The following is a 13,594-nucleotide window of genomic DNA, read 5'->3' as shown; positions in this document are numbered from 1 at the left end:
CCGAGCTTCCTGCTTTACTGCCCTTGCATATCACCTTAACCACTATACCGCGTTTTACAACGCGAAATTGATACGCTAAAAGGAGTTACTGCTATGAAAATCGGTTTTAACGAAGGCTGCAACCGTTTCTGCGAAAACCACTCCGTACTCGAAGACCTCGACCTGTGCGAGAAGTACGGCTTTGACTACATCGACATCAGTCCGAGTGCCTCGACCGCGAGATCGCTGCCGGCAAGTACACCATCGATGATCTCGGCGCATGGTTCGCTGACCCGAAGCATCACCTGAAGATGCTGTCCTACAACGCTCTGATCTTCTTCAACATGAAGCAGACCCAGGAGGAAAAGGACGCCGTTATGGCAAAGCTCGACCAGATCATCGCAGACTGCAACAAGCTGGGCTGCAAGATGATCGTTGTTGTACCGTCCATGGATCTGACCGTTCCGGCTACCGTTGACGAGATCAAGGCTGATGCTGTTGCAGTCCTCAAGGAGATGGTAAAGAAGGTTGAGCCGCACGGCATCAAGCTGTCCATCGAGTTCTGCGGCGCACCGACCATGTCCATCAACCGCTTCGAGTACGCTTACGACATCGTTACTGAGGTAGATCATCCGCTCGTCGGCATCACCCTCGACCAGTACCACTTCCATGCTATGGCTTCCGAGTGGGCTGCTCTCGAGAAGGCTGACGGCAAGAAGATTTTCGTATGGCACCTGAACGGCATGGAGAATATGCCGTGCGGCGCTGCTTACAACAACGACGAGAAGCGTCTGTGGCCGGGCGAGCCGGGCGACTGCCTCGACCACAAGCGTTACGCAGATACCCTCAAGAAGATCGGCTTTGAAGGCGACGTTTGCACCATGGAGGTGTTCCGTCCGGACTACTACAAGCTGTCCAACGAGGAAAATATCAAAAAGGCCGCCGAGGTTACCAAGGCACATGTTGCGAAGTACTGGGCGGACTGATTTCACAGAGTGAAGATTTAAGGCAACACCGCACAATTAAAGCGGCGGTGCTTTGCGGAAATTTTGTGTCCTGACTTTGTTGCAGTTTCACGGTAATACATCAAGTATTACCGCAAAACTGCGCCTCGTCAGTACGCAAAATTTACTCGCAAATCACTCTTGTTCAATTATGCGGTATTGCCTTAAGAGTGGAGAGTGAAGAACTTTCCACTCTTTTTCTGTATACCCGCAAAAGAGAAAGAGTGGAGAAAATCTCCACTCTTCACTCTTTTATAAGGCGCTGCTGACTATCGCCGCGACCTCTGTCTCACTGATTCCCCGCTCTACGGGCACGGTCGGCGCCTTGATGTCAAAGCCGACTGCCTTTGCAAGCTCTGCAAGGGAGTTATGGACGGTCAGCGGATTCGGAATCTGCGAAGAATCGCCGTCCTCGGTCTTGGCATCCGGGTCAATGATGATGGTGTCACCGCTGACCTTTACCATAGCAGGATCGTTGCCGAACAGCGATACGAACAGATCGACCGGAACATAAAAACGTAAAATACACATAGATACAGCGGCGCCTCTACCATTTTGATAAGTTTCCGCAGATAAAAACATGACAGTCCGGCTTGCCTGTCCGCCTCGGCAGCAGCGCGGGGTTTGCAGTGAATGGTCACCACAGAAAGCCCTTTCGGCTGCTTGAACCATTTTTGCTTTGAAATACTGTCTGATTTCAGATGTTCCGGTGAGAATACGAAGGCGTATTGACAGTATCGTTTGCACGCGCAAATGATCGCTTTTTACCGTGAAATTACCGCCCTATCTTACCGAGGCGCGGTAATTGGATTTACAGAATTGCGGAATATGAAATAATTGCGGCTGCTTTTTACGCGGTTTTATCCGATTATTAAGCCAAATGATAATCAAATCGCAGTTTTATTTTGCCCTCTCACATAGACGGTACTACCGCCTTTGTGAGAGGGCGTTTTTTACCGCATGATTTTCGGCTTTAGGGCTTCAAAATATGGACCCCAAAAAATCGAGGGAAGGGTTCAAAATTCAAAACTTATGCCACCGGTTGCAGAACCAGGTGTCATAAGCTATAATATGGGTGTCAAAACCGTGAAAACGGAGGGGTTAGCATGATATTCGGCTACGCGAGAGTATCCACCAAAACGCAGGCGCGCGACGGCAACAGTCTGGACGCGCAGCAGGCGGCGCTGACGGCGGCGGGCGCGGAAAAAATATACACGGACACGTTCACCGGCACCAAGATGGATCGACCGGAATGGGACAGGCTGCGGGCGCAGCTGCGGCGCGGCGATGTGCTGATCGTGACACGGCTCGACCGGCTGGCGCGGTCGGTGTCGCAGGCGTCCGGTCTCATCACCGAGATGATCGACGAGGGCATCACCATCAATGTGTTGAACCTTGGCATCCTGTCCAACGATTCGGTGAACACGCTCCTGCGCAACGTGCTGCTGTCGTTTGCACAGTTCGAGCGCGACATGATCGTGCAGCGCACGCAGGAGGGCAAGGCGGTTGCGCGCGCGACCGACCCCGATTTCCGCGAGGGACGGCCGCCCAAGTTCGACACCGAGCAGCTTGACCATGCGATGGAACTCCTCGAAAACCACTCTTACACGCAGGTCGTCAAGCTGACCGGTATCAGCAAGTCTACGCTGATTCGGGAGAGGAAGAGGAGGAAGAACTTCTAAATTGAAGTTAATTAGATTGACAAATCCGTAAGTCACGCATATTATAATAAGTAACAGGACTCCCCACACCTCTCAACGATGTGTCCCAGGGGAGACATTTTTTATCTGGGGAATCTCATATCATACAAATAAAAGAACACAGCTCTTATACTGAACAAATAACAAAACTGCGCAGCAGAGGTTGTATCATTACAGATGATGCGGCTTGTGAACAAATATTAAAACATATCGGTTATTATTGTTTATCAGCTTATTTGCTGCCATTCAAAAACGAAGACGGCACCTACGGTAAAAACCTGTCGTTCGAACGTGTTTACCATATTTATGAGTTTGATCGGAAGCTTCGCAATCTTCTGTTTTCTGCTATCGAGGTTATTGAGATAAGCCTTCGAGCGCGTCTTGCATATTTTCATTCCGAAAAATATGGACCGCTCGGATACCTCGATGCTTCATTCTTTAATTCGAAACACAATGCTGAAAAATTCAAGGCAAATCTTAATCGTGAAATCGAAAACAATAAAAAGGTACTATTTGTTAAACATCATCTCGAACACTACGATGGAAAATTTCCATTATGGGTTGTCTGCGAGCTGTTTACTTTCGGTATGCTTTCGTATTTTTACAATGATCTGACTACTGCAGATAAAAAGATTTTCGCCGGGTCTGATTACCGTCATATGGTCAGCTGGCTAAGATGCTGTACGGATTTGCGTAATATTTGCGCTCATTACGGCAGACTCTATTTCAGAGTATTCTCCGCCGTACCCTCTGGTTTTGATATTCCTGAGCGCATGAAAAGAAGGCTATGGGGTGAAATTCTTTCCGTAAAGGCGTTATATCCGTCTTCCCATAAATGGAATACCGAGTTTATGCCCGCCATTACTGCTCTGTTTGAGGAATATGCAGATGACATAGACCTATATCATCTGGCATTTCCAAGAGATTGGCAGGACGAGTTCAAAAAATGAAATATATTGATGCTTGTATTTAAAACAGAGAGGGTATGCCCGTACGACATACCCCCTCTGTCTATTCTTAGCCTCTCGGCGGGAATGGATCATGCCCGTGAGAGTCCTTATCCCTGATGCGTCCATCTGAGCGATGAATCACTAGCTCAGAATGCTGATTTCGAGAGATCTCTCTTGCAATATCCATTGCCTGTTTTTGAGTGGCAGTACGTACCGTAGCGCGCGTATTGCCCTCTCCTTTCACCTGCCATCCGCCTGCCGGATGAGGTGTTACATGCTGATTTTTACCCATAAGTACGCCTCCTCACTTTAAACGAGTCACGCGTCCGCAATGCGGACACTTTGACGGATTCGTCACGGGAATCACACGTTTTCCGCAACGGCAGATATAATATTTGTATTTGATAGTCATACTGACCTCCTATTTATAGAAAAATTATCTATTATAATCACACTATTGGGAAAAGATTGCGTTTTTTTACCTTTCTAGACACAGATCTCATATTGCAATCGGAAGTCAAACATGATACAATAATCGTGCATTGTGACAAAGTACCATAATCCGTGCTTCTGTCGTCTCGCAGGACACCGAGTTGCCGCTCGGTGTCTTTTCTTTTCTCATTTTATGTGTTATTGTCGAAAAACAGCCTTGGATTGCATCCAAATGCATTTTCCAGAATACGATTGGTTAAATTAACCTTTGCTCGCGATGTTTTCAAATCGCTCATTCGATGTAAAACGCTCTTGCCGCAATCATCCTTTGCAGTGATCCATACTTGATCTCGTCGATACTCTCCATCAACTAAAAGCGGCTGATGAGAAGTACAAATCAGCTGTGCATGATGCGGATTGCTTTTTTCATTGGTAAACAGCCGGATAATCTCCTTGGCCAGTGACAGATGAAGACCGTTTTCCAGTTCATCAATAATTAAAGCACCACCGTTCTCCAAAACATCAAAAAGATATGGCAGCGCGGTGAATAGTTTTACTGTTCCCAGAGATTCATCCTTAAAGAAGGAAATTGCTGCACTGGTTGTTTCTTTGCCATTCTCATATACTGCATGGCGTGATGCTACGCCAACCTTTGTCGTTTTTACAATAGATTCTCGATTTTCAAAGTCATCCGAAGTATTTCTCTGATGCTCTACCTCTTCTTCTTGAAAAGATACCTTGATATCCCGAAGGGTCGGATCAGCAGTCCGAATGATATTGAGATACTTGTGAAGGCGATCCTCTGAAAAAGTTTTTTTGGGATTGATCGGTTGCAGTTTACCTGCCGTCATGCTAACCACCTTTATTCCGTTAATCGCAGAAACGATTTTGGAAGCTAACGGGTTATTCAACAGGTCCGCAATCGGAAGACATAACGCTTCCGGTTTAACCATACGCTTAACATCCTCAAATCCTTTCAGTTCTGAACGAAGCGTGATATCTTTAAAAGACGATGATGTACGTTCAAGCAATTTTTCTGTCCGTCGATATTTCTTTGTAAGAAGTTCGTGAACAATTTCTTGTCCCTGAACTGCAAAGGCATAATAATATGTTATGTCATCTAAAATTAGCTCAATTGCAAACCTTGTAGGCTGTTCTTGGTAGTTCGTATCGAATGCAAATTTTTTTACAGGTGCATCTATGTTTTTAAACTCTGGCCTCGCCATCAGCTGCGCAGCATCTATTACGGCTAATGGTGAAAAACTCAGGAATCGTTGAATTTCTCGGATTATCTTACAGAAAAATGTTTTTCCCGATCCATTTGCACCATATAGGAAAGAAACCTTATTAAATCGACTATTCCCACAAGCAAATGTGTTGTCGATATACTCTTTCTTGCTTAAATCCGCTTCCGTGGTAAACGTAATCGGTTCGGCAAAGGAAGCAAAATTTTCTGCAGAAAGCGATTTCAGAATGAGGTTTTCCATATTTTTCGCCCCTTCCAAAGAAAATTATATCATATACCAGTAAAATGTCAATTGTTATTTTCTATTTTTCGATATATATGTTGAAATTTATGCGATAACATAAATTTAAAAAAACGCCTCTGACGTTATCCGTCGGGGTGATGCCTTACTCTGCCGCTATCTCCTGCATGCGTTCGATCAGACGACGAGACAGCTCCTCGTTTTCCGGCTTTGCCACAAAGCGCAGCAGCGCCAGCATGAGTTTCTCGGCGGTGACGTTTGCTTTTACGCACCATTCCTCGGTCAATTCCAGCACGTCCGTATCAACATCCACGTTCACCTCAACGGTTTCTTCTGTGCGGCCGCAGGCAGCACCGTCAATCTCTTTACTCCACGCAGCGAGACATCGCTCCCGATTCTCCTCTACTGCCTGCACCGTCTCCGGCTCGGAAAACGGCTGGATATCCGGCAGACGGTTCCGGATGAGTTCCACATCATGGACATGCAGCGTCTTATCCTCGAATATCACGAGCAGAACCTCGTCCAGCAGCGCGATCACACGCGTAATCTCGATTTCATGCTTCATCTTCTTCCTCCTCGTCAGACAGTACGCTCGCCCAGTGCACCAGACGGATTTTCGGCTGCGGTATATCCTGATACCAGTAATCACGCAGCAGCGCAAGTTTTCGCTTGATTGGCTCGCTCTGCTCGTCTGTGATTACGATCAGTTCATCAAAGTGCAGTCCGTTTCCTGTGGCGGTAAGACAGAACATGCCAATTTTCGCGACGTCAAACCTGTATTCAGCTATCGGATAATAAATAATCACCATTGTCCGGCCGTTTTTCAGATGCACATAGATGGTCTGACTATCTATCATCCCATAGAATTCCCTCGGGTTCTTTTGCATGCTCTTTACCCCGTTTGACTGATGCAGTCTTTCCTCCAGCTGTGAAATGATAACCTCCTTCCATTCCGGGAACGGATGTCGTATATACAGCTGCGGTTCCGGACACACGCAGCGCACCCACCGCAGCAGCTCATGCCAGTATGGGTCTGTATTCTGCATACTGCCGTCCAGAAAATCCAGCTGTGCAGCCTCCTCCGGCTCTGCCTGAAGATACAGCACGAAAAGAAAGGTATTCCGCATCAGCACTTCCGCTTTCCATATCTCATCAAACAGACCGTGCCGGAGCAGGCGGCCGTTCAGATAGACCATCAGTCCTCCGGACCATCTGTCCCCCAGATAATAGTGATAATTTCCCCGTGCCGGTTCAATCTCGCCGTAGCGATACGAGGCGTGTACGCTGACGCCGTTCAGGAGAAAATGCGCCTCATCTTCCCTGCTGTTGTCCGTCCAGATCGGCTCCAGTCCGGTCAGATTGTACATCCGCGTCCGGCCGTTCAGCGGTTTCCAGAAGAAATGTATTTTCTGCCTTTGCGGACCGCCGCCGCAGTCTGTCTCGCCGAGCAGCACCGGCAGATAAGTAACGCGCAGCTCCTCCATCATGCGCTCTATCCGCATTTCCAGTTCCCTGCTGTCGCGGCAGTTCTGATCTACCAGCTCATGCGGCAGAGGAACGGAAACCTTCGTGCCCGAAGTCCGCATCATGTGCGGAAGCTCATCGAGTGAGACTGCCTCGTATTGCATGACTGAATCGCGGTACGGCGCCGCCACTCGCAAAGCAGTACCGTTCTCTGTTTTGGTGATCATCTCCCATGCTTTGCCTTTCGGGTCACAGTTTACGAGCACGGTTTTCAGTCCGATGCCGAAGCGGTTATACCGGCCGAGCTTCTGCGGCTTTGCACGGCCACAGCCGAATACTTCGCTCAGCCTTTCCTCCGCTATTCCCTCGCCGTTATCGATCACCTCCAGCTGATACTGGTGCCAGTCCTCCTGTCTTAAATATACGGCTACGTCGCCGGCATTTGCCGACAGAGCATTGTCCACGAGTTCCTTCAGAATGTCCGGTAAAATGAGCCGCCGCGAGGCGAGAATATTCCACAAAACTGGCGGTCTCGGCGCAAATTTTTTTGCTGACATTTTTGTTTTTTCCTCCTGTGAAAATTGTTATCCAACTATGAACAACACACTATTCACAGTTGCAGGAAAATAAAAAACGTGCAGATCCATAAGAGCCTGCACAGTCAAAAATGTTCCGCAAAATCCCATTGAAAAACTGCTGCAATTCTCGCTGCCGAATTGCAATAATTTCAGAAAAAGGGTATACTGGTACTGCGGTGCGAACTTGAAATTTTTCGCTGTACAGGTGGCTGCTTCACCTGCGCAGGCTGACAGGGGTTGCCGCCTCTGTCAGCTGCCGTTTTTCATTCTTCTGATGATAGTATATCATGTACGGGCGCGTACATCAATTGTTAGATTGCATAAAATCAGTTTTATATTTTTTACAGCAGAATAAGGGGATAGTATTATGCTGATCAGCGATGCACGCCGCCGCGCAAACGACAAGTGGCGGGACAAATTCGACGAGATGCGCTTTCGCGTTCCGAAGGGAAAAAAGGAAGTGATCACAGCCTATGCCGCCGCACATGGCGAGTCTATTAACGCTTTCATCAACCGTCTCATTGACGAGGAAATGGCAAAAGCCGAAGCAGAAAAATAAAGAGCGGATGCAGACTGTAAATCAGACTGCATCCGCTTTTTATCTCAGCTTTGCAAATTCTTCTTCGATCTTCTCAAGCTGCCCGGAAATCTTTTTGAGCGTTTGCGTATCAATGTTGCCGGAGATGTGCGCAAGCCGCGCCATTTGATTGATATTCACAGCGATGCCCTGCAGCTTCCGCCGCATGTCATGCTGAACATCTTGGTCAATCATCTTGAGCTCTCCATTTTCGATCAGCAGACGGAAATACTCCGCCATTGTCAGGTCGCTTCTGTGGATTTTTCTCTTTAACATGAGCAGTTCTTCATCATCCAAACGCACAATGATCTGATGATTGCGTTTTCTCATTTTTCATTTTCTCCTTGTCGTGGCTATTCGGGGTTTCAGGGGAAATTCCACTGAGGAAACAGGTTTGTGGCTATCCAAAACCTTATGCTTGCGGAATCTTTAACCTTTAGTATAGTAAAGCACATTTCTGTTTGCCATACAGATGCTGTTTTCTTGCTTTTTTCTTCTCTAACTGCTGCTGCAGACCGTGAAAAATTTTCACAGGTACGATACTCTATTTCTGAATAAACCGGCGCTCCGATACAGGCTTCCGATCACAGATTTTGCAGGTTCCGAGGTTCACACTGCCGCGTCCACCATAAGACGAAAACGCTGTCGTTTTGTCCACCCGGCCGCAGTACCGGCATTTAACCCAGCGGTTTCCGTCCGGGTCAATGACCTGCGTTTCCTGCTGATAAAGCTGCTCCGCAAGCGTCTGCCGAAACGCTTCTTCTCTCTGTTTTTTCTGCGCGCGGCGGCCGGCCTCTTCCTTCTCGTGAACCAGTTTTTCCATCGCGCGCTGCCGCTCACTTTTCGTATTCTGCGGTCTGCGGACCGACAGCGTCTGCGTTCGTTTTGGCCGCTGCTTTTGCTCGCGCTCTGGACGCTCAAGCAGCTCTTTCATCTGCTGTTCTCGCCGTATTTTTTCCTGCTGTACCTCGCGCTCAAACTCGCTTTTTTTCCATTCACACAGAGCAGCCAGCGGCGCGTTTTGATAGAGCAGCCGTCCGTACTCGCTGATCGAAAATTCACGCAGCGCGCCTGCTGCAAACTCGATCTCACGCCACAGACCGGTACAGTCCTGCGCGTAGAAAACCGCAGACAGCTTCGCCGTGGAATACTCCATCTCCTCGACGTCCAGCAACAGACAATATCCCTGCCGCTCCTGCACTTTCATCAATGCTTCCGGATACTGACCGTTGCCACAGCTGTTCAACGCATCAACAATATAAATCAATCGAATACCGCTGCTGTTCGCACGGAGAATTTCCATCTTCTCGTCTGACAGATTCGCGCGGTTACAGCTGTAACTAACCGCAAGTTTGCTCGTCCGCGACACAAACGAAAACTCGTATTTCCGCGCCGTGTCTCCGACCAGACAGATGGGAACCCGCGTTTCCACATCGGACACGTTCAGCTTTTCATCCAGCCAGCATTTCAGCACGATCTTGGAATAGATTGAGTGCGGTCTCTCGGTCTCAGCAGTGCACTCGTGCTGTCTGGCGCTGTCCTTCAGACGGAAATGCTGTGCGCGCAGGTTTCTGTCTCCAGCAACGAGAATAAGGTTTGCACCGCAGCCGCATGGACAAAACAGCTCACCTTTGCGGCTTCTAGCGCGAAGCGCGGACAGCTTGTCCGGAATATTGATCTGCTTTCCGTCAATGACTGTGAAAATACTCTCAATGCCGATGTATTTTCCGTCGCATAGGCAAACCGATCTTTGTACCATTTCGCTGCTCCTTTCGGTTATATTGTGAAAAGAGAACCTTTTCTTCTAATAGACTCTCAATTCAAAGTTTTAGCGTTGAACAGTTATAAATTTGTAACTTTATAACTTTATGTAGTCTTACCCAAATAGAAAAGCTCCGGTGCAGAAACACCGGAGCTTTTCTCGTGCCCCATGGACACTTTCACCATTTCTTATTAAAAGTATACTGCATAGCCGCAATCATTGCAACCATATTCGGCTTTCCTTGCTGCAATCCGACATCCATGGTATACTGTACAGGCTACCACCCCCATACAGGTAGAGGAAGGGGGTGTTCCAGTATGGAAATTCTCTCATCTTTTGTTATCTCTGTTGTGGCAGGTGTAATCGCCAATTACATCTGTAAATGGTTGGACGGAGATAAATAATCGGTAGCCAGCCTCAGGCCTAAGCCACCTGCTACAAAACGGAATAGAAAATCCCCCAGAGGTTGCGTCTCTGGGGGATTTTTGTGTCCAGTATGGACACTCTCATCTTTTGGCCTACTGATAGTATACCGCATATCAGTAGGCTTTGCAAGTATATCCGAATCAGAAAGTCTTATTCCGAGAAGTCAAACATCTGCTCCCCTACTGTACCTATATTCGGCTTTCCTTGCTGCAATTCGACATCCATGTTATACTGTACAGGCTACCACCCCCATACAGGTAGAGGAAGGGGGTGTTCAGCATGGATTGGCTGATTTCCTTTATACTCTCTGTTGCGGCAAGCGTAGTAGCCTACTACATCTGCAAATGGATGGACAGAAAGTAAGCTGGTAGCCATCCTCAGGTTTGATCTGCCTGCTCCCAAAAGATAAGAAAAGCCCCGGAGTCGTGACCTCCGGGGCTTTTCGCTGTTCAGTATGGATATACTGATTTCCTTTTGCCTACCGATAGTATACCGCATATCAGGCGGTATTGCAAGTATATCCGGAAAACCCGGATTCATTCTAAAAAACCCAACTCTTCCGAGTATTTTTCAACTTCACCTGATTAAGATTGACATTCCTTATTTTCCATGGTATTCTTAATTACAGGAAAAGCAAAAGAGCCGATGCCTAGGAAACATCAGCTCTTTGATAAACGGTATCCGCACTTGGTGCGACCAACACCAGCGGGCGGTAAGATCTCACTAGCCTGAGACCAGTAACGCGCCAAATGGCGCATACCGCTTACTGTATAATCATTATACATTCAACAAGCGGTTATGTCAATAAGACGCGCGTTTTTCGACAAAAATCAATTTTTCTGCTTAACACGGCACATTTTACTTGTGCAACATTACGAATTTTCGATTTTTGATACGAATTTAGACATGGTTTTTCAATCGTCTGGTGTGAGAGCATCAGACGATTTTTTGTTTCTTCTGCAAAAATCGACCATCGGAAAGGAGGGAAAGCAATGTCCGCAGCTGGCTACACCACAATCTACAACGAAGTTCTGCGCGACAGAACGCTTTCCCTCGAGGCCAAGGGTCTGTTTGCCGTCATCAAGTCTTTTGTCGGCCTGCCGGATTTCGCGCTCAGCAAGCGCCGTCTCGGCTATGCCTGCTCGGACAGCGCCTACCTGCTGAATGCGGCGTGGAAGGAACTCAAGCAAAAGGGATATTTGCAGCACTATTTCTCCCAGGCGGAAAATGGTGCGTTCTGCCATGTCTACAACCTGATGCAGCACCCGTCCGCGCCGGTCGACTTCGTCTATTCCCCGTCCATTGACCGCCCGAACGGTGATGTTGCCTGCATTTCCGGTGCGCAGCGCGACTACACCAACATTTCCACCTCGGTCCTGCGCGACAAGACCATTTCCCTTGCCAGCAAGGGACTGTTCGCCCTCGTCAGCCATCTGATGAAGATTCCCGACTTCGTTCTCCGTCCCGAGGGAATCCGCGCGTTCTGCATGGAAAAAGTAAAACATTTCTCGACGCTCTGGAAGCGCTTCAAGATTTCCGGTCTGCTCAAGCAGCACCGTTTCCCTTCCGGTCAGGAGAATCACTGGACCTACGAATATAAGCTCTGCGAGACGCCCGATCTGGAAACGCCGTATCTGACCAATTACCACATCGACGGCTCAGTGTCCACCGTGGTCACGATCGACGGCTTCCTTGCGAAGATCAAAACGCAGGTTTCTCGCATCCGTAAAAACGTATGTGTTAACAAAAAGGACAAGCCGCGTGCCGTCCGCCGCAGGCTGCGCAAGCAGATCGAGCAACAGATCAACGCCGACGCGCTCCGCCGTCAGTTCGGAAACGAGCTGACCGGAACGGTCGTAACGGCAGTCTGCAACATCAAGTACGCAGACAAGCTGTTCATCAAGGGCGCTGCGGTCACGCAGGAGCATCGCGAGCAGATCTCCCGCCGTATTTCTCAGGAAAGCATGGAACGCTTTCTGAACAGCGTCACGATCGACTTCGACCGCATCGACAACCCGGTTGCTTACTTACAGACTTCCCTGTATACCTACCATCAGAAGCTGCTGCAGCCTTCGCAGGCCGAGCCAGTCAGCACCGGCACACCCGAGCAGCCGCTGGCCGACTGGGAACTGGAGTGGCTCGAGCGCGTAAAAGCAAAACGCCATTCGCAGGAAACCGAATAACCTTTTAAGCCATGATTGACCTCATGCTTATGGTCGTGCCCGGAAAATCATATTTCCATCCCCAAACACCGATGACGGCAGAAAAGCCGTCATTTTTCTTTGTCTGCCATGCCATTACCCTGATTTTACAGGGTACTTTGTTTACAGGCAGTATGCTGAAAGACAAGATGCTTTTTGAGCAGATGCAAAACAGGCTGATATACTAAAATCCTTATCTACTAAAACTTCTTTATTCAAACTTCACTACTCAATCTTCCTGACAGAAAAGGAGAGAAAAGAGTGAGAAATACACGATATGAACGAATCTCTGAACTTATAGAAAGAGATAACGTTATAAAGTTACACAGTCTTGACGTTATAACTTCATAGGTATATAATAAGAGTAACGTTAAACAGTTATAACTTTACAAAGTTGAAAGAGGTGGAGAACATGTCTGCGATATTTGCACTGGCCAACCAGAAAGGCGGTGTTGCGAAAACCACAACGACAGGCACACTGGCGGCCGGTCTGAAAAAGCAGGGCTTCAGCGTGCTGACGATCGACTGCGACCCGCAGGGCAACCTGTCGATGTCGGTAGCTGCCGAAAATCAGGACAGCGCAACCATGTACGAGGTCATGAAGGGCACGGTCTCGGCGCGGGATGCCATCCAGCACACCCCCAGCTGCGATATCATTCCGGCGAACACCATCCTTGCGGGCATTGAGCAGGAGCTGCACAACGTCGGCAAAGAGATGACGCTCAGAGAGAAGCTGCGTGACGAGCAGAACGGCGTAGCCGAGGCATACGATTACATTCTCATCGACTGTCCGCCGTCGCTCGGCCTGCTGACCGTGAACGCGCTGACGGCTGCCGACTATCTGCTCATCCCGACCATGGCGGAGACCTTTGCGGCGTCCGGCATCACCCAGCTGTATGATACTTACAAGTCGGTGAAGAAATATACCAATCCGGCGCTCAGGATCGACGGCGTGCTGCTCACGCGCACCGAGCGTACCCGCGTCACCAAGACCATTCAGGAGCTGACCGAGAAGATCGCGGACTACATGGGCG

General features: G+C 48.6%; 15 protein-coding genes. 8 read left to right on the top strand and 7 right to left on the bottom strand.

What is annotated here, in order from left to right; all coding sequences use genetic code 11:
• The first annotated feature begins 93 nt into the window (after positions 1–93).
• Positions 94–288 carry a hypothetical protein gene (locus DXB00_RS17475; protein ID WP_243107241.1) on the top strand — a complete coding sequence of 65 codons (195 nt, stop codon included), beginning with the start codon at positions 94–96 and terminating at the stop codon, positions 286–288.
• A gap of 2 nt (positions 289–290) precedes the next feature.
• A complete protein-coding gene (locus tag DXB00_RS14115) occupies positions 291–965 on the top strand; it encodes a sugar phosphate isomerase/epimerase family protein (RefSeq protein WP_243107240.1) in 675 nt (224 codons plus the stop codon).
• A gap of 270 nt (positions 966–1,235) precedes the next feature.
• Here DXB00_RS14115 and DXB00_RS14110 read toward each other — a convergent pair whose 3' ends face one another.
• Positions 1,236–1,514 (bottom strand): hypothetical protein, encoded by a 279-nt coding sequence (locus DXB00_RS14110; RefSeq protein WP_119215076.1) that lies wholly within the window; start codon positions 1,512–1,514, stop codon positions 1,236–1,238.
• A gap of 575 nt (positions 1,515–2,089) precedes the next feature.
• Here DXB00_RS14110 and DXB00_RS14105 point away from each other — a divergent pair.
• Both DXB00_RS14105 and DXB00_RS14100 read left to right on the top strand, forming a co-directional pair.
• On the top strand, positions 2,090–2,665 hold the full coding sequence (locus tag DXB00_RS14105) for a recombinase family protein (protein ID WP_119215075.1): 576 nt from the start codon (positions 2,090–2,092) through the stop codon (positions 2,663–2,665).
• A gap of 80 nt (positions 2,666–2,745) precedes the next feature.
• Positions 2,746–3,633 (top strand): Abi family protein, encoded by an 888-nt coding sequence (locus DXB00_RS14100; RefSeq protein ID WP_199697306.1) that lies wholly within the window; start codon positions 2,746–2,748, stop codon positions 3,631–3,633.
• Positions 3,634–3,700: 67 nt separating this feature from the next.
• On the opposite strand, the gene DXB00_RS14095 is transcribed toward DXB00_RS14100, so the two are convergent.
• The 4 genes from DXB00_RS14095 to DXB00_RS14080 all read right to left on the bottom strand — a co-directional run bounded on the left by DXB00_RS14095 (position 3,701) and on the right by DXB00_RS14080 (position 7,573).
• On the bottom strand, positions 3,701–3,925 hold the full coding sequence (locus tag DXB00_RS14095) for a DUF2188 domain-containing protein (protein ID WP_118481377.1): 225 nt from the start codon (positions 3,923–3,925) through the stop codon (positions 3,701–3,703).
• A 331-nt stretch (positions 3,926–4,256) separates the two neighbouring features.
• Positions 4,257–5,552, bottom strand: coding sequence for an AAA family ATPase (locus tag DXB00_RS14090; protein ID WP_119215074.1), 1,296 nt, complete (start codon positions 5,550–5,552; stop codon positions 4,257–4,259).
• Positions 5,553–5,697: 145 nt separating this feature from the next.
• Positions 5,698–6,117, bottom strand: coding sequence for a hypothetical protein (locus DXB00_RS14085; RefSeq protein ID WP_118481375.1), 420 nt, complete (start codon positions 6,115–6,117; stop codon positions 5,698–5,700).
• On the bottom strand, positions 6,107–7,573 hold the full coding sequence (locus DXB00_RS14080) for an ATP-binding protein (protein WP_119215073.1): 1,467 nt from the start codon (positions 7,571–7,573) through the stop codon (positions 6,107–6,109). Before DXB00_RS14080 ends, DXB00_RS14085 begins: the two co-directional genes overlap by 11 nt.
• Positions 7,574–7,961: 388 nt before the next feature.
• Here DXB00_RS14080 and DXB00_RS14075 point away from each other — a divergent pair, with 388 nt between their 5' ends.
• Positions 7,962–8,153 carry a hypothetical protein gene (locus DXB00_RS14075; RefSeq protein ID WP_118481373.1) on the top strand — a complete coding sequence of 64 codons (192 nt, stop codon included), beginning with the start codon at positions 7,962–7,964 and terminating at the stop codon, positions 8,151–8,153.
• Between the two features lie 39 nt (positions 8,154–8,192).
• Here DXB00_RS14075 and DXB00_RS14070 read toward each other — a convergent pair whose 3' ends face one another.
• Positions 8,193–8,501 carry a plasmid mobilization protein gene (locus tag DXB00_RS14070; protein ID WP_119215072.1) on the bottom strand — a complete coding sequence of 103 codons (309 nt, stop codon included), beginning with the start codon at positions 8,499–8,501 and terminating at the stop codon, positions 8,193–8,195.
• Between the two features lie 66 nt (positions 8,502–8,567).
• Between DXB00_RS14070 and DXB00_RS16490 the strand changes: the two genes are divergently transcribed.
• Positions 8,568–8,729 (top strand): hypothetical protein, encoded by a 162-nt coding sequence (locus DXB00_RS16490; RefSeq protein WP_158574459.1) that lies wholly within the window; start codon positions 8,568–8,570, stop codon positions 8,727–8,729.
• Here DXB00_RS16490 and DXB00_RS14065 read toward each other — a convergent pair.
• A complete protein-coding gene (locus DXB00_RS14065) occupies positions 8,716–9,930 on the bottom strand; it encodes a DNA topoisomerase I (RefSeq protein WP_119215071.1) in 1,215 nt (404 codons plus the stop codon). The genes DXB00_RS16490 and DXB00_RS14065 overlap by 14 nt on opposite strands.
• A 1,421-nt stretch (positions 9,931–11,351) precedes the next feature.
• Here DXB00_RS14065 and DXB00_RS14050 point away from each other — a divergent pair.
• Together DXB00_RS14050 and DXB00_RS14040 are read left to right on the top strand one after the other, a co-directional pair.
• Positions 11,352–12,542, top strand: coding sequence for a hypothetical protein (locus tag DXB00_RS14050; RefSeq protein ID WP_119215070.1), 1,191 nt, complete (start codon positions 11,352–11,354; stop codon positions 12,540–12,542).
• Positions 12,543–12,972: 430 nt separating this feature from the next.
• Positions 12,973–13,594, top strand: a 622-nt coding sequence (locus DXB00_RS14040) for a ParA family protein (RefSeq protein WP_119215068.1), incomplete at its 3' end; no start/stop codon positions are given.

The organism is Butyricicoccus sp. OF10-2, from assembly GCF_003481925.1.
Taxonomy (GTDB): domain Bacteria; phylum Bacillota; class Clostridia; order Oscillospirales; family Butyricicoccaceae; genus Agathobaculum; species Agathobaculum butyriciproducens.
Note: the sequence above shows the minus strand (reverse complement) of the source record. Positions and strands in the feature narration are given on the sequence as shown.